The 14,379-nt window shown below is 70.4% G+C and carries 19 protein-coding genes and 1 tRNA gene; 7 read left to right on the top strand and 13 right to left on the bottom strand.

Translation table 11 applies throughout. From position 1 onward, the window contains the following. Positions 1 to 6 precede the first annotated feature (6 nt). The 4 genes from ACIBK1_RS23320 to ACIBK1_RS23305 are packed head-to-tail and all read right to left on the bottom strand — an operon-like array spanning position 7 to position 4,367. Positions 7 to 1,278: a beta-N-acetylhexosaminidase gene (locus ACIBK1_RS23320; protein ID WP_396737596.1), complete on the bottom strand. Its 1,272-nt coding sequence runs from the start codon at positions 1,276 to 1,278 to the stop codon at positions 7 to 9. A gap of 5 nt (positions 1,279 to 1,283) precedes the next feature. Beyond that, positions 1,284 to 2,162, bottom strand: coding sequence for a carbohydrate ABC transporter permease (locus ACIBK1_RS23315; RefSeq protein ID WP_396737593.1), 879 nt, complete (start codon positions 2,160 to 2,162; stop codon positions 1,284 to 1,286). Next, the gene (locus ACIBK1_RS23310; RefSeq protein ID WP_396737590.1) at positions 2,159 to 3,106 is read right to left on the bottom strand and encodes a carbohydrate ABC transporter permease; all 948 of its coding nucleotides are present in this window, start codon (positions 3,104 to 3,106) and stop codon (positions 2,159 to 2,161) included. Before ACIBK1_RS23310 ends, ACIBK1_RS23315 begins: the two co-directional genes overlap by 4 nt. A 1-nt stretch (position 3,107) precedes the next feature. Next, complete coding sequence (locus tag ACIBK1_RS23305; RefSeq protein ID WP_030505953.1) at positions 3,108 to 4,367, bottom strand: sugar ABC transporter substrate-binding protein; 1,260 nt, start codon at positions 4,365 to 4,367, stop codon at positions 3,108 to 3,110. A gap of 141 nt (positions 4,368 to 4,508) precedes the next feature. Here ACIBK1_RS23305 and ACIBK1_RS23300 point away from each other — a divergent pair, with 141 nt between their 5' ends. Next, a complete protein-coding gene (locus ACIBK1_RS23300) occupies positions 4,509 to 5,237 on the top strand; it encodes a GntR family transcriptional regulator (protein WP_030505954.1) in 729 nt (242 codons plus the stop codon). 114 nt (positions 5,238 to 5,351) lie between these two features. Next, positions 5,352 to 5,876 carry a DinB family protein gene (locus tag ACIBK1_RS23295; protein WP_076438946.1) on the top strand — a complete coding sequence of 175 codons (525 nt, stop codon included), beginning with the start codon at positions 5,352 to 5,354 and terminating at the stop codon, positions 5,874 to 5,876. Positions 5,877 to 5,991: 115 nt separating this feature from the next. Here the strand turns inward: ACIBK1_RS23295 and ACIBK1_RS23290 are convergent, their stop codons facing one another. Continuing rightward, positions 5,992 to 7,341 (bottom strand): DUF2786 domain-containing protein, encoded by a 1,350-nt coding sequence (locus ACIBK1_RS23290; RefSeq protein ID WP_396737587.1) that lies wholly within the window; start codon positions 7,339 to 7,341, stop codon positions 5,992 to 5,994. Positions 7,342 to 7,434: 93 nt separating this feature from the next. Next, positions 7,435 to 8,358 (bottom strand): 2'-5' RNA ligase family protein, encoded by a 924-nt coding sequence (locus ACIBK1_RS23285; protein ID WP_396737584.1) that lies wholly within the window; start codon positions 8,356 to 8,358, stop codon positions 7,435 to 7,437. Positions 8,359 to 8,531: 173 nt separating this feature from the next. Between ACIBK1_RS23285 and ACIBK1_RS23280 the strand changes: the two genes are divergently transcribed. Next, the gene (locus ACIBK1_RS23280) at positions 8,532 to 8,735 is read left to right on the top strand and encodes a hypothetical protein (RefSeq protein WP_076438950.1); all 204 of its coding nucleotides are present in this window, start codon (positions 8,532 to 8,534) and stop codon (positions 8,733 to 8,735) included. A gap of 15 nt (positions 8,736 to 8,750) precedes the next feature. Here ACIBK1_RS23280 and ACIBK1_RS23275 read toward each other — a convergent pair whose 3' ends face one another. Together ACIBK1_RS23275 and ACIBK1_RS23270 are read right to left on the bottom strand one after the other, a co-directional pair. After that, positions 8,751 to 8,888, bottom strand: coding sequence for a hypothetical protein (locus ACIBK1_RS23275; RefSeq protein WP_396737582.1), 138 nt, complete (start codon positions 8,886 to 8,888; stop codon positions 8,751 to 8,753). A 226-nt stretch (positions 8,889 to 9,114) separates the two neighbouring features. Then, positions 9,115 to 9,191: transfer RNA gene (locus ACIBK1_RS23270), tRNA-Lys, on the bottom strand. A 160-nt stretch (positions 9,192 to 9,351) separates the two neighbouring features. On the opposite strand from ACIBK1_RS23270, the gene ACIBK1_RS23265 reads away from it, so the two are divergent. Further along, positions 9,352 to 9,714 (top strand): hypothetical protein, encoded by a 363-nt coding sequence (locus ACIBK1_RS23265; RefSeq protein WP_036405185.1) that lies wholly within the window; start codon positions 9,352 to 9,354, stop codon positions 9,712 to 9,714. A gap of 149 nt (positions 9,715 to 9,863) precedes the next feature. Here the strand turns inward: ACIBK1_RS23265 and ACIBK1_RS23260 are convergent, their stop codons facing one another. Continuing rightward, positions 9,864 to 10,460: a nucleotidyltransferase family protein gene (locus tag ACIBK1_RS23260; RefSeq protein WP_363531045.1), complete on the bottom strand. Its 597-nt coding sequence runs from the start codon at positions 10,458 to 10,460 to the stop codon at positions 9,864 to 9,866. 55 nt (positions 10,461 to 10,515) lie between these two features. Here ACIBK1_RS23260 and ACIBK1_RS23255 point away from each other — a divergent pair, with 55 nt between their 5' ends. Both ACIBK1_RS23255 and ACIBK1_RS23250 read left to right on the top strand, forming a co-directional pair. Continuing rightward, entirely contained in the window at positions 10,516 to 11,016 is a 501-nt protein-coding gene (locus ACIBK1_RS23255; RefSeq protein ID WP_030505961.1) for a DUF1360 domain-containing protein, read from the top strand. A gap of 19 nt (positions 11,017 to 11,035) precedes the next feature. Then, positions 11,036 to 11,527, top strand: a complete 492-nt coding sequence (locus ACIBK1_RS23250; RefSeq protein ID WP_030505962.1) for a DUF6328 family protein — start codon at positions 11,036 to 11,038, stop codon at positions 11,525 to 11,527. 54 nt (positions 11,528 to 11,581) lie between these two features. Here ACIBK1_RS23250 and ACIBK1_RS23245 read toward each other — a convergent pair whose 3' ends face one another. Further along, positions 11,582 to 12,544: an LLM class F420-dependent oxidoreductase gene (locus ACIBK1_RS23245; protein ID WP_363531049.1), complete on the bottom strand. Its 963-nt coding sequence runs from the start codon at positions 12,542 to 12,544 to the stop codon at positions 11,582 to 11,584. A 120-nt stretch (positions 12,545 to 12,664) separates the two neighbouring features. Here ACIBK1_RS23245 and ACIBK1_RS23240 point away from each other — a divergent pair, with 120 nt between their 5' ends. Beyond that, positions 12,665 to 12,814 carry a GPGG-motif small membrane protein gene (locus ACIBK1_RS23240; RefSeq protein ID WP_167530303.1) on the top strand — a complete coding sequence of 50 codons (150 nt, stop codon included), beginning with the start codon at positions 12,665 to 12,667 and terminating at the stop codon, positions 12,812 to 12,814. An 83-nt stretch (positions 12,815 to 12,897) separates the two neighbouring features. On the opposite strand, the gene ACIBK1_RS23235 is transcribed toward ACIBK1_RS23240, so the two are convergent. From ACIBK1_RS23235 to ACIBK1_RS23225, 3 genes are all read right to left on the bottom strand, one after another. Continuing rightward, on the bottom strand, positions 12,898 to 13,626 hold the full coding sequence (locus ACIBK1_RS23235; protein WP_197042432.1) for a metallophosphoesterase family protein: 729 nt from the start codon (positions 13,624 to 13,626) through the stop codon (positions 12,898 to 12,900). Further along, positions 13,623 to 13,868 carry a BON domain-containing protein gene (locus tag ACIBK1_RS23230; RefSeq protein ID WP_030505965.1) on the bottom strand — a complete coding sequence of 82 codons (246 nt, stop codon included), beginning with the start codon at positions 13,866 to 13,868 and terminating at the stop codon, positions 13,623 to 13,625. Before ACIBK1_RS23230 ends, ACIBK1_RS23235 begins: the two co-directional genes overlap by 4 nt. A gap of 338 nt (positions 13,869 to 14,206) precedes the next feature. Continuing rightward, positions 14,207 to 14,338, bottom strand: a complete 132-nt coding sequence (locus tag ACIBK1_RS23225) for a hypothetical protein (protein WP_275409723.1) — start codon at positions 14,336 to 14,338, stop codon at positions 14,207 to 14,209. Positions 14,339 to 14,379 lie beyond the last annotated feature (41 nt).

Below are 14,379 nucleotides of genomic sequence, written 5' to 3'. Positions count from 1 at the left end.
ACGGAGTCAGGGGATGCCCGGCCCCGGCCGGACGCCCAGGGACTCCAGGTGGGGGGTGAGCCTGTGCAGGAAATCGCGGTAGTCCCCCGCCGTGCCCCACGCCACCTCGGCGAAGGCGCACAGCCGGGGGAAGGCCATCGCCTCGACGTGTTCGGGCGTGGGCATGTATTCGGTCCAGAGCTGGCACTGCACGCCGAGGATCCGGCCGGTGGCCCCCTCCGGGGCCGTGGGCGGCGCGAACCCGTAGACGTCGGCGAGGGGGAGCATCCGCCCGTGCGGCCCGGGGGCGTCGGCGGGATAGTCGAAGTAGGTGCTGGTGTGCGGGGCCAGCACGACGTCGAACCCTTCGAGCGCCGCCCGCGGGCCGCTCTCGTGGTCGAGCCAGGTCATCGCCGTCACGTCGCGAGCCCCTCCGGGCCCGTCGTACCAGTGGATCGGGCGCCGGCCGCGGGAGGTCACGTGGGCGCCGGCGGTGGCGGTGAACCACGCCCGCGCCGCGTCCGGGCCTGCCAGCCCGAGCTCGGCGATCCGCCGCAGCGCCGCCTCGCTGCGCTCCCACTCGTCCGGCGGGCACTCGTCTCCGCCGAGGTGGACGTACTCGCCGGGGAACAGGTCCATGACCTCGTCGAGCACGTCCCGGCAGAAGCCGACGGCGGCCTCCTCCAGGTTGAACACGTGGGGGCTGATCCCCCACGAGTCCCGCACCGGCAGGCGGCGCGACGGCTGGTTGCCGAGCCAGGGGTAGGCGGCGATGGCCGCCTGGGCGTGCCCCGGCATCTCGATCTCGGGCACGATCGTGACGAACCGGTCGGCGGCGTACGACACGATCTCCCGGATGTCCTCCTGGGTGTAGTGCTCCCCGCTGATCTCGGTGAGCCGGGGATAGCGCTTGATCTGCAGCCGCCAGCCCTGGTCGTCGGTCAGGTGCAGGTGCAGCCGGTTGAGCCGGTGCACGGCGAGCAGGTCGATCAGCCGCAGCACGAAGTCCTTCGGCATGAAGTGCCGGGCGACGTCGAGCATCACCCCGCGCCAGGAGTGCGCGGGCCGGTCGGCGATCCGGCACAGCGGCGCCTCGGGGCCGAGCGCCGCCAGGGTGCGCAACCCGTAGAAGCGGCCGGCGGGCCCCCCGGCAGCGAGTTCGGCGCCGTCGGGGGTGACGTCGATCCGATACCCCTCCTCCCCGAGCCGGGGATCGTCGGGCGCGTGCCGTACGAGGCCGTCGTGGAGCGTGACGGTTCCCCCGAGCACGGCCACCTCGCGGGGCCGCGGAATCATCATCTGGGTCATCCCTTCACCGCGCCCGCGATCATCCCGGCGGACACGCGGCGCTGGAGCACGAGGAAGACGAGCAGGACGGGAAGCATGAACAGCGTGGCGGCGGCCATGGTGGCGCCCCAGTCGGTGCCGAAGACGTTGCTGAACCCGGACAGCCAGATCGGCAGCGTACGGTCGCCCTGGTCCTTGATCATGAGGGCGTTGGCGAAGGCGAACTCGTTCCAGGCCGTGATGAACCCGAACAGCGACGTGGACATCAGGCCCGGCGCGAGCAGCGGCAGCACCACCCGGCGGAACGCCTCGGCGCGGCCGCACCCGTCCATCAGGGCGGCCTCCTCCAACTCGGGCGGGACCCCCGCGATGAAGCCGCGCAGCGTCACGATCGTGAACGGCAGCGTCGTGACGAAGTACACGAGCGTCAGCGTCGGCAGCCGGTCGAGCATGTCCGCGTCGCGGGCGATGATGTAGACCGGCACGAGCAGCGCCGACCAGGGGGCGGTCTGGGCGACGAAGACCATCAGGACGAACCCGCGCCGTCCGGACCAGCGCAGCCGGGCCACGGCGAAGGCGGACGGCAGTGCCACGACCAGCGCGAGCAGCACCGCGCTGACGGTGACGGCCAGGCTGTTGCGCCAGAACGTCCAGAACCCCGCGGCCCGTACGGCCGTGGCGAAGTGGTCGAGGGTCGGCCGGGCGGGCCAGAACGCCGGGGTCTCGGTGAGGATGTCGACCGTCGGCTTGAACGCGGTGATCACCATCCAGTAGACGGGGAACACCGACACCGCCAGCACACCCAGGGCGGCAGCGTTCAGTGCGGCCCTGTTCAGCGCGGCCCTGTTCAGCGCGGCCCTGTTCAGCGCGACTCTGTTGAACGCGACCCGCCTCACGCTCCCTCCTCCCGGAACATGCGGCGCAGGTGGACGACCAGCACCGCGAGCAGCATCAGCACGGTGAGCGTGGAGACGGCCGACCCCAGGTCGTACCGGTGCAGCGACTGCGCGATCTGGAACGCGTAGACCGGCAGCGTGGCCGTGGCTCCTCCGGGGCCGCCCTTGCTGATCGCCCAGATCTGCGCGAAGCAGGTGAAGACCCAGATGACCTCCAACGACGTGATCAGGCCGAACAGCGGGCGCAGGATCGGGAACGTGACCCGGCCGAAGACCTGCCAGGGCCCGGCCCCGTCGATCCTGGCCGCCTCGTACAGCTCGCCGGGGATGGTCGTGAGCCCCGCGTAGAGGGTGAGCGCCGCGAAGGGCACCGACTGCCAGACGACCAGCGCGACCAGGATCGCGAACGTCGCAGCGCCGTCGGCGAACCAGGTGTAGTCGTGGAAGGAGTCGAATCCGAGGCGGACCAGCAGCCAGTTGACCACCCCCAGGCGCGACTGGAAGAGCCACTGGAAGATCGTGGTCGCGGCGAGCACCGGCGTGGCCCAGGTGAGCACCATCCCGCTCATGACCGCCAGCCGCATCCGCCGCCCGAGGCGCGGCAGCATCAACGCGACGGCCGTGGCGATCACCATGATGAGCACGACGTTGGCGGCGGTCCACAGGAACGTCCGCCGCACGACCGCCCAGAACTCCGGCCCGCCGAGGGCCTCGGCGTAGTTGGCGAGCCCGGCGAAGTCCGCTCCGCCCCTGATCAGCTCGCCCAGCCGGAAATGCTGGAAGGAGATCACGATGCTGCGGGCCAGCGGGTAGACGAGCAGGCACGCGAAGCCGGCCACGGCCGGGGCCACCAGCAGGTAGGGCCAGAGCGCGCCCTTCCTGCGGGGGCTCGCCTCGATCACGAGAGCGGGACGGGCCGCCGTACGGGCGAGGGTGCGCACCATGTCAGGACGTGGTGTTGAGGATCGTGGTGATCACCTCGGAGGCCGCCTTCGCCTCGGTGGCCGCGTCGCCTCCTGTGAGCACCTTGGTCATGTACTCCTTGATGACGTTCCTGGCCTCCACCGCCGCCCAGTTGGGCGAGTTCGGCGTGGCGTGCCCGGCCGCGGCCCCCGCCGCCATCGCCGCGGTGGCCTCGTCACCGCTCAGCACCCCGGCGTACGAGGTGCGGTTGGGCACGTAGCTCATCTCCTTGGCCATGTCGAGCTGGAACTTCTCCCCGGCCAGGGCCTTGACCACCTCGTACGCCTCGTCCGGGTGGGCGGACGCCTCGGGGACGATCAGGTCGGACCCTCCGGTGAAGACGGCGCCGGGCGTGTCCGCCGTCTTGCCGGGGATCGGGAAGAAGCCGAGCTTGCCCTTGAGGTCCGGGTTGGCCTTCTCGATCGCGACCGCGCCGCCGGGAGCGGAGACGATCTGCGCGACGTCGCCCTTGCCGAACACGTCGGCCTGCGGCGGCCTGGCCTCGTCGGAGTCCTTGGGTCCCTTGCCGAGCGCCTGGAGGCGCCGGTAGAACGCCATCCCGGCGAGCGCCTGCGGCGTGTCGAGCGCGCCCTTCCAGCGGTCGCCCTCCTTGACGGCGAGGTCGCCGCCCTCGTCCCAGATGAATCCGGCGAGGGTGTACCAGTTCTGGCCGGGCAGGTAGATGCCCTGCACGCCGCCCTTGTTCAGTTTGGCGGTGACGTCGATCCACTCGTCGCGGGTCTTCGGCGGGGCCGTGACACCGGCCTTGGCGAACAGGTCCTTGTTGTAGATGACCACCCGGTTGGCGGCGTACCAGGGGATGCCGTACTGCCTGCCGTCGATCTTCCCCGGCTCGGCCAGGCCGGGCAGCCAGTCGGAGCCGCCCAGGTCGGCGACCTTGCCGGTGAGGTCCCTGACCCCGCCGCTCGCGGCGTACTCGGCGACCTGGGTGTTGCCGACCTCGATGACGTCGGGGGCGTCCTTGCTGGCCAGGGCGCTGGTGACCTTCTGCCCGATGCCGTCCCACTCCTGGATCTGGACGTTCAGGGCGATCCCGGGATGCGACCGCCGGAAGTCGTCCGTGAACCGCTTCACGATCGCGTCCGACAGGCTGTCGCGCATGAACCACACGGTCAGCGTGGTCGTGCCGGTCTCTCCGGATGTCCCGGGCTCGGACGCCGAACCGCATCCGGCGAGCACGAGGCTGAACGCGGCCGCCGCGGCGAGGAGGCGGTACCTCATCGGTCCTCCCAGTGGTCAGTTATTGGTAAACCGTTGAGAGGAGAGTGGTCTTAACCAGTTGGACTGTCAAGAGGCGAAATTTCGGGGTATTCCCAGGCACATCGACCGGAGGAGTGGTCAACTACTGGTAAGGTCTAGGACGTGCAGAGACTTCCAGCGGGCCTCAAGCGCGACCGGGTCAGAGACGTCCTGCTCGACCTGATCTCCGACAAGGAGCCCGGCACCGCCATCCCCTCGGAACGCGACCTGTCGCGGGAGCTCGGGGTCTCCCGCCCGACCCTCCGTGCGGCGATCGACGTGCTCGTACGGCAGGGCATGCTCGTGCGGGAGCACGGGCGGGGGACGTTCACCGGCCGCCGTAAGGTCACCCAGCCCCTCGCGGCCGGCGACGACTCCTTCCACGCCCCCGCCGCCGAGGGGAACTGGCTCAGCCGCATCCTCGAGTTCGACTCTGCCCCGGCCACCGCCCGGCTCGCGCACCGCCTGCAGGTCTCCCCCGCCGACCCGGTCCTGCGCGTCGTGCGGCTCCGCCTGGTGGACGACGAGCCGATGGCGATCGAGCGCATCCACCTGCCGCACCGCCTGGTCGAGTCCCTGCGGCCCGACGACATGGTGTCCGGCTCGTTCTACCGGTTCCTGCGCACGAGGTTCGGCATCGACGTCCGCCGCGCCACCCAGAGCATCGAGCCGACCGTCACCGACGAGACCGAGGCCGAACTGCTCGGCGTCCCCCAGCACGCTCCGGCCCTGCTCATCGAACGCACGGCCCGCGAGGCCGGCGGCCGGGTCGTGGAGTTCACCCGGTCCATCTATCGCGGCGACCGCTACCGCATCACCTCAGAGCTCCACTTCGACGACACCTCCGGCTGACGCGGCATGGCCGTCCCGGAGAGCGCGGAGCCCGTCCCCGCGGGGACGCGGGTTCGCTGAGAGCGTGGGCACGGACTCTTGCCGGGGTCTCGGCGCGCTCCGTACGGTCCGGGCATGGCCACTCTTCCTTCGACCGAGCCGGCGCAGGCGGTGGTGCGGGCCGCCACCGCCGACGAGAGGCAGGTGCTGGAGGCGTTCCTCGACTTCCTCCGCGCGATGGTCGTCCGCAAGGCCCAAGGGCTGTCCGAGCAGGACGTGCGCCGGCGTCACGTGCCGTCGTCGACGACGCTGGCCGGGCTGGTCAGGCACCTGACCGTGGTGGAGCGGAACTGGTTCGGCCGGGTGCTGACGCAGGATCAGGCCACGGCGCCGCCCACGGAGGAGGACGCCGAAAGGAGCTTCGCGGTCGGCGACGACGACACCATCGAGTCCCTGATCGCGGCGTACGAGCAGGCGTGCGCCGAGTCGCGGCGCATCGCAGCCCGGTTGCCGCTCGACCACGAGGTGCCGCACGAGGAGATCGCCGCACTCTCGTTGCGCTGGATCTACATCCACATGATCGAGGAGACCGCGCGGCACGCCGGGCACGCGGACATCCTCCGGGAGCTCACCGACGGCGCCACCGGATCCGTCGTCTGAGCACCCCCCGTCACGCGGGCGGCGACTCAGCCAGCGGAAAGACATGCCCGGTCCGGGAGGGCGCCAGGTCCCAGGTGCAGGGTCCCAGGTGCGGGGTCCCAGGTGTGGGGTTCCGTCAACCTCCTCCCTCCGCGAGCTTCCGGCGTACGTCGAGGACGGCCCGGTCGGCGGCGGCCCGGCCGGAGATGCAGCCATCCCGGTTGCTGACCGCGCCCGCGCCGACCAGGGTCAGCGTCGGGAAGAGCTCCTCGACCCTCGCCTCGACGGCCTGTTCCCTGGCCGCCAGCACCGGCAGCAGGCCGCTCCCGGCATCAGCGGCCGCTTCCCGCATCGCTTCCCGCATCGCTTCCCGCACCGCCTCTCCCGTCGCCTCCCGCAGCCGCTCGCCGATCCGCTGGGCGTACGCCGCGAGGAACGACTGCCGGAACGACCGCGTGCGGGAACGGCCCAAGCCGTCCCGGCGGGATCCGGCCAGCCTCATCGCGGTCGTGGCCTGCACCAGCAGGGAGGTGAACAGCACCTCCACCGCGGCCAGGTCCGGGGGGAACCCGAGCACGGTGGCGAACCCGAAATGCCGGCTCCACACCGAGCGGCAGTGGTTGGCCGAGGCGATGACGTCCAGCAGCATCGCCTTCGGGCCCTCGTAGGGCGCGTCGACTCCCAGCCGCCGCCCCTCCGGACGGCCGGCTCCTCCCGGGCCGGACGCCCGTGAGGCGAGCAGCGCGGCGTCGATGCTGTGCCGGGCCATCAGCGCCTGCGCCGCCGCGGTGAACGTCTCGGCCTCCGCCTCGAACTCGGTCGACTCGGCCTTGGCCAGCAGGGCCCGCACCCGGGCGAGCGTCCGTTCGTCGACGGCGCCGCCCCGGGCGCCGGGCGTACGGCGGGCCGTTCCCGGCACGGGGCACAGCCGCTCCAGCGGCGGCAGCGTGGCCAGCAGATGGATCACCCGGAGCGCGCAGGCGACCATCGCGGTCCTGTCGCCGTCGTCACGGAGGTACTCCTCGTCGCGGCCCCACCACACCGTCGCGCCGACGGCGTCGAGCTGGTCGAGCCAGCGGTCGTCCACGGTCGCCGCGGCGTAGGCGCGCATCTCGGCCGCGACGGCGTCGGTCACGAGGCGGACGTGCCGGGCCTCCAGCCGCCGGCCCGCCAGCCGGACGACGTCGGCGGGCTGCCAGCCGCCGTGCCAGGCGAGCGTCACATGCCGGTTCAGGGCGTCGAGCAGGGTGCGGTCCACGACCTCGCGCAGCCCCTGGCCCTGCGCGAGGATCTTCACGCATCGCCGGAACTCGATCTCGTCGTGACGGCGCCGCGCCTCCAGCGCCGTGGACAGCAGACCGGCCACCAGCTCCTCCGCCGCCTGGCCCGCAGAGCCCGACGACGACCAGGGAAAGCTCCAGGCGGCTCCGCCCGGCGGCCCGAGGCTCCACCGCCGCCGCGCGCCCTCCCGCTCTCCGCCGCTCATTCGCTCGCCCTCCCCCGATCGGTCGTGCGAGCGATTCTGTCAGCCCCGGCCGCCGCCGCCGTGACGTTATCCACAGGCGGGCGGGAACGGTGGTCAGAGGAGACCGAGCAGGCGGAAGCGTTCGGCCACGATCGGCGTGTCGTCGTCGATCACCGGCGGTCCGCCCAGGACTGCGGACATCTCCGGGCCGGTCCAGAAGCGCTCGTGCGCGGCCCGCCACTGGGCGACGGTCTCGTACCCCTCGCCCTCGTCACGGGCGAACGCCTCGTCGATTTCTCGGATCGGCACCACCCGCACCTGCGTCGTCTCCAGCAGCGCCACCCGCCGCCCGGCGGAGTCGGCCAGCGCCGTCCAGCGGCCGGCGACCGGGAGGGGATCGCCGCAGTGCTCGTAGTCCGCGAGCAGGCCCGCGGTGGCCGTCTTGTCGCCGTTCAGGATCGCGGCCACGAGGCGGTCGCGCAGCGGCCCGGGAAAGGCGAACTCGGCCACCGGCGGCTCCCCCAGGGGGAAGAAGCCCTCCGCTCTCCAGCCCTCGCCGTCGAAGACCCGCAGCGTCACACCGCCGGCGAACGTCGTCATGGGCAGCCCTGCCGCCAGGTCCGCGGCGAGCCCGGCCGCGGCCTCGCCGTCGAGGCTCTCCGCGACCGTGAGGTGCGGCACGATGTCGCCGAACCGGCCCCTGTACGGCGGCGCCTCCGGCCGGCAGGCCGTCACCGCCTCTGTGAGCTCCCGCAGTGGGCCGTCCGGTTCGGGTGCGAGGTAGAGCGCGCCCGGGAAGCGGCCGACTCCCCCGAACACGACCTCGAACGGCCGCCGCGCCGCGAACAGGTCACGCAGCGCGCGGAGCACACCGTCGTCGAGTCGTTCGCGCGGAAGGAACGGATACAGGACGGTGACGTGCGCGGGCATGCCGTACGCCGCCGAGGGGTCGTAGCGTTCCCGCAGGCCCCGGACCAGGGGCTCGGCCGAGGGGACCTCCACCACCAGGGCGGTCTCACCGATCTCGAAGGGTGCCATGACCGACATCCTCCCGCGAGATGGTCACGCATACGACCGGACGCCACTGCACTGGGTGACGTACCGCTCTGGCCATTTACATGGGGGATTCAGCCAGATTAAATCTTTATTTCCAGATACAAGTGATCTGGGCCACATGGTGCCGTGCCTGAACGTGCGAGGAGTGGTGCCCGATGCTGTTCTCGCTGGCGAAGCGGATGATCTTCGCCCTTGGACGGGGATTCGTACGGCTCGGGCGGTATTGGGCCGCCCAGTTCGGCGTCGCCTACGCGCTGACCTGGGGTCCCGACGCGCCCGATCCGGCGCGCGAGCAGGAGGAGGAGACCGAGCACTGGGACTGGTCGATCCCCTACCACTGGTACGAGATCTCCCGCTGACGCCGGCGGCGCCGCTCAGCCCGCCAGGATCACCGTACGGGCCGGCCGGGCGGCCACGCCGTCGCCCAGCGGCGCGTGGCCGATCAGCAGGTCCGGTTCGCTGTCCGCGGCCAGCTCACCCTGCCGGAGCCCACGGGCGAGCAGGGCGAGCAAGGCAAGCAGGGCAGGCGGGGCGAGCAGTTCGTTCCTGCAGCACTGCGCCCTTGCAGGGCCAAGCCCGCTTCGGCCCTTACGCACCGTGACCCCGGACGCCGGGCGCGGCAGTTCCGCTCGGCTCTGCCGGCACGACGTCCACGCGTCACCGGCCGCCCGGGAAAAACGAAACCTGCGGCCCCCGGGGCGTCGCCGCCGGGAAACCGCAGGTCGCGAAGGATGAATCTGGTGCGCCGCCAGGGACTCGAACCCCGGACCCGCTGATTAAGAGTCAGCTGCTCTAACCAACTGAGCTAGCGGCGCCCGCACCACAAGACTAGCGGCACCCGGAGGTGTTCCGCGCCATGTGCGACTCCGCGCCCGGAAAAACGGCGCGACCAGATCATGTCCTGCCGTTACGTGTCCGGGATGTTCCCCTTCTCCCCTTCGGGTACGTGGAGTGACGACGAAGGGAGTGACCACCATGACACCCGATCTCTGGTCGTACTCCGACACCGTGTCGGGCACGGGACAGCAGATGGACATCGCCGGATACGACGTGCAGGCCGTGGACGGGAAGATCGGATCCGTGGACGAGGCCACCTACGAGGCAGGCCAGAGCTACATCGTCGTGGACACGGGCCCGTGGATCTTCGGCAAGAAGGTCATGCTTCCCGCGAGTGTGGTGACGAGGATCGACTTCCAGGACCGCAAGGTCTTCGTCAGCCGCACCAAACAGGAGATCAAGAATGCGCCGGAGTTCCACGAGACGGCGATGAGCGACCCGGGCTATCGGGACCGTGTCGGGGAGTACTACGGACGTTTCCCCCGCACTTCGTCCATGTGAGTGACAGTCCCCGCGTGCGATATATGTGAGGGGGCCGCGCCGTCACAGCGCGGCCCCCTCTCTGCGGGCGAACCGGCGAGCCGGACCCCGCCCGGCCCCTCCTCCGCATGGACCGGAGCGCGGACCGGACGCGGATCCGGGCGCGGCGTTCAGGGCCAGGTGCTGTCCGCCCGCGGTGTCGTAGGGGCGATGATGCGCAGCCGCTCCAGGAGCGTGACGAACGTCGAGGCGTACGGCGACGGTGCGGCGACCGAGGCGACCCGGTCCCAGTCCACCTGCTCCCGCATGGCGCGGACCATGGGAAGCAGCGAGCCGTAGTCGCAGGCGTGCTCGGACAGCGGCAATATCCAGGAGATCACAAGGTCGGTGGCTTCGAGGACGGGCAGGCTCAACGCGGCGGTGTTGATCGACTCGGCTCGGGCGATCATGGCCTCGGTCACGGGCCTGTCGGCCAGCGAGAAGATCAGGTCGACGAGGATCCCCTCCTCGTCGAACGCCTTGACCAGCCAGTCCTCCGGTGGTTTCGCGGTCCGGAAACCCAGGCTCTCCAGGGTTTTCAGCGCGAGCGGGACGTCTTCCTCGACCAGGGCGAAGTCGACGTCATGCAGTGATGGCGCGGCGCCCCTCGCATAGCCGGCGCAGCCTCCGGCCAGGGCGAACCGCACCCCGGCCTCCTTGAGACCGGCCCCGGCGCGCTTGAGCGTCTCAAGAATCGCGTCGGTGACTTCGTGACTGTGACTACCCACTCACGTCGCTTGCCCAGCCATGTTCGCCGCAAACAATCCCGGGTAGGGCGCGCTCATGACCGAGACCCTCCAGGAGATCAAGCGCGAGTACGAGGGGGAGGACAACCGTCCGCTGGCCTCGTACACACGGGTTCTCGCGGTATACGGCGGCGCCGTCACGGCGCTGCTCGCCGCCGCGAAGCTGACGGGCCGCAGGCCCCCAGAGAAGATCAAGGTGATGGACCTCATGCTGATGGGGCTGTTCACGCACCGGCTCTCGCGCACGCTCGCGAAGGACCCGGTCACCAGCCCCATCCGTGCTCCCTTCACCCGTTACGAGGGCCTCTCCGGACCGGCGGAGCTCAAGGAGAAGGTCCGCGGTCACGGGTTGCAGCACGCCGTGGGCGAGCTGCTGACCTGCCCGTTCTGCCTGTCCCAGTGGGTTGCGACAGGATACGCGGCGGGCACCGTGTTCTTCCCCAGGGTGACCCGGCTGGCCGGGGCCACCATGGCGGCCGTGGCGATCTCCGATTGGCTCCAGCTCGCCTACGCGCGCCTGATGAAGGCCGCGGAATGAAGCCAGGCGAGGGGGAGGCATGAGCGAGGTGCTCGAGCCTCTGGAGAACACCGGCGAGAGCCGCAAGGAGCGCGTCGACCGCGAGCTCGGCGAGCTGCTGCAGGGCCTGCGGGTGGCCGCGACGGGCGTGCAGGTGCTGTTCGCGTTCCTGCTGACGCTGCCGTTCTCCTCCGGCTTCGGCAAGATCGACACGACCGGGAACTGGTTGTTCTACCTGGCGGTCGTCAGCGCGGCGGTCGCGTCGATCTGCACGATCGCTCCGGCGACCCAGCACCGGATCCTGTTCCGGTCGGGGCTCAAGGAGCTGCTGCTGCGCCGGGCCAACCGGCTGGGCGTGGCCGGCGGGCTGGCCCTGGCCGTGTCGATGACCTGCTCCACCGCCCTGGTTCTGGACGCGTTGACCAGCCCGGGGCCCGCCGCGCTGGTCGGCGCGGGAGTGGCGCTGCTGTGCGCCTGGCTGTGGTTCGTCCAGCCGCTCCTGTCGCTGCGCCTGGTCAAGAACCAGGACTGAAGACGAGAAGAGCGCGACCGCGGTGCCCGCGGCCGCGCTCCTGCGCGCCTCCGGTCAGCGCCGTTCCCGGAGGCGAGGCAGGATCTGCGTCGAGTAGAACTCGAAGAACCCCTCCTGGTCCTTGCCGATCTGCGAGATGTAGACCTCGTCGAATCCGGCGTCCACGTACTCGCGGATCGCGTTCAGATGCGCCTCGGGAGAGGGCCCGCAGGGCGTCGACTGAGTGGCGGCCTCCTCCGTGACGAGCTGCGAGAGCTGCTCGAAGTGCCGCGGCAGCGGCAGGAGCTGGGCTGCCTCGCCCGGGATCCCCTGGTTGGGCCAGAGCCTGTGGACGGTCTTGCGGCCCTCGGCCTCGTCGTGCGCCCAGCACACCTTCAGCCCGGCCGCGCACGGCTTGCCCTCGCCGCCCGCCTTGTGGAACGCCTCGACCATGTCGGCCGCGGGCGCGGTGTGGATGTAACCGTCGCCGAGCCGTCCCGCGAGCTCGACCGACTTGGGCCCGAAACCCGAGACGTAGATCGGGGGAGGCTGATCGGGCAGCGAGTACAGCCGGGCCGTGTCCACCTCGTAGAACTCGCCGTGGTAGGTCACCAACTCGCCCGTCCACAGCTCCCTGATGACGTCGAGGGCCTCCTCCAGCATGCGCTGGCGCTCCTCGGCCGGAGGCCACTGGTCGCCCAGGATGTGCTCGTTCAGCGCCTCGCCGGTGCCGACCCCCAGGCGGAACCTGCCGTCCAGCAGGATCTGGGCGGTCGCCGCGGCCTGGGCGATGATCGCCGGGTGGATGCGGATGATGGGGCAGGTGACCGCGGTGGTCACCGGCAGCGACGTGGCTTGCGAGATGGCTCCGATGACGGACCACACGAACGAGCTCTCGCCCTGCTCGTCCAGCCACGGGTGAAAGTGGTCGGAGATCCACAACGCCTCGAAGCCGGCTTCCTCGGCGAGTTTCGCCTGACGTACGAGCTCCTTGGGGTCATGCTCCTCGCTGGACAGGAAATATCCGAAAGTGGTCATGTATCACCAGATGCCCGAATATTGTCAAGCAAACGTAACAATGGGTGCTTCAGCGGCAAATTCGATCGGTGCCAGTGCTCGATGATGTTACGAGACCCTTTGCAGGGGCAGTGGAGGGCCATGGCTACTCTGCTTTGGATCATCGCCGTGGTACTGGTCATCGCCGGGATCTACGTCATCCTGGCCCGTCGGGACATCCTCTGGGGGATCGTCCTCATCGTCCTCGGATTCCTCGTCGGCCCCGGGGGCGTCAGCATCTTCAATCCCTAGCCGCAACCTCACTCAACGCTACTCGCGGACACCGAGACGGCGGCCGGCCAAAGGAGGCCGGCCGCCGTCTCACGGCCGGGCGCTCAGCAATGGTCGCCGTTCAGGCAGTAAACGGTGTACGCGTGCTTGATGACCGGAAGGGCGACATTACGCACCCGGATTCCGCCGGGAGTGACGCCCTTTTCCGTACCCGCGTGCGCGTGACCGTGAATGAAAAGATCGGCGCCCTCGGCGTCGGCCGCCTCCGCCAGCATGTAGCTGCCGAGGAACGGATAGATTTCCGGCGGCTCGCCCATCAGCGTGTCCTTGACCGGTGAATAGTGGCTGAGCACGATCTTGTGGTCGGCGTCCAGTTCCTTGAGCGCGCGCCGCCACCGCTCGGCGATCTCCTTCGTGTGCCGGACGAACGCCTTGGTCTCCGGCTCCCCGAACTCGCTCGCGCACTTCCCGGCGAAACCGCCGCCGAAGCCCTTGCCTCCGGCGACTCCGAGTCGTACGCCGTCGATGGGGACGACCGTGCCCTCGTCGTCGAGGACGACGATGCCGGCGTCACGGAGGAGATCGATGATCTCCTGATCGCAGTCGGAGTGGTAGTCGTGGTTGCCGAGCACGGCGACGACGGGGATGGGCAGGCCGCTCAGCTCCTCGGCGACCACCCGGGCCTCGGGGATCGTGCCGTGCCTGGTCAGATCGCCTCCTACCAGCAGCACATCCGCGCGACGCTCGATGCCCTCGATCTTCTTGCGATAGTGGCCGCGCAGATCCTCGCCCAGATGGATGTCGGCGACAGCGGCGATCCGCAGCTCCCTCACAGATGTTCCTCCTCTCCCGGCTCCCGCACCTCCACCAAGGTGATCTCGTTGTGCACCCGCAGGCCCGGAGCCGCCTCCCGGGCGACGTTCTCGATCTGGTGCCGCCGCTCGTCACAGGAGACCTGTCCGCGCAGGTAGACCTCTTCTCCTCGTACGTCCACCCGAATGCCCAGCTCGGTGGTCCGATCGTCCTCCGCGAGAGCCCGCTGGACGCGGGCCGCGACATAGTGCGGCGTCTCCATCTCTTCCCCTCGTGTCCCCCTCGGTTCCGTATCGCTAGCGCTGCCCGGCCCTTTCCGGGCGAAACCATTGGTTTGACGGGCGCGAGCGTGGATATGGTTGTCAGTGTTCCTGGTGCCTAAGACGCAGGTACCTCCTTGGCGTGAGCATGCCGTGATGGAGGAGCGTCTTGGGAACAAGCCACCGGATTTCCCCCCGCCCTGAGCCGGCCCTTGGGCGAGGGACCGCGGGCACTCCCTCCATCGGCCCCTGCACCGGCCCCTGCGCCGGTCCCTGTGTCGCCACCCGTGCCATCCCCTGCCACTTACGCAGCCAATCACGCAGCCAATTTCGCGGCCGGTCACGCGCCACCGTCCTCGCGGGCCGCGCACCCGCCCTCCACCGTCCCGCCGCGGCTCGCCATGCGTGCGCCCGCGGCCTCCGCACGCCCCGGCCGGCCGCCGCCCCCGTTCCGGTCGCCGGGCCTGCTCACCTGGACTCCCTGACCCCCGAGCCGGGTATTCGCCACTGCCG

The sequence above is a fragment of the Microbispora rosea genome (genome assembly GCF_044460045.1).
Lineage (GTDB): Bacteria > Actinomycetota > Actinomycetes > Streptosporangiales > Streptosporangiaceae > Microbispora > Microbispora rosea.
The sequence above is the reverse complement of the archived record's forward strand: the minus strand, read 5'-3'. Positions and strand labels throughout refer to the sequence as shown.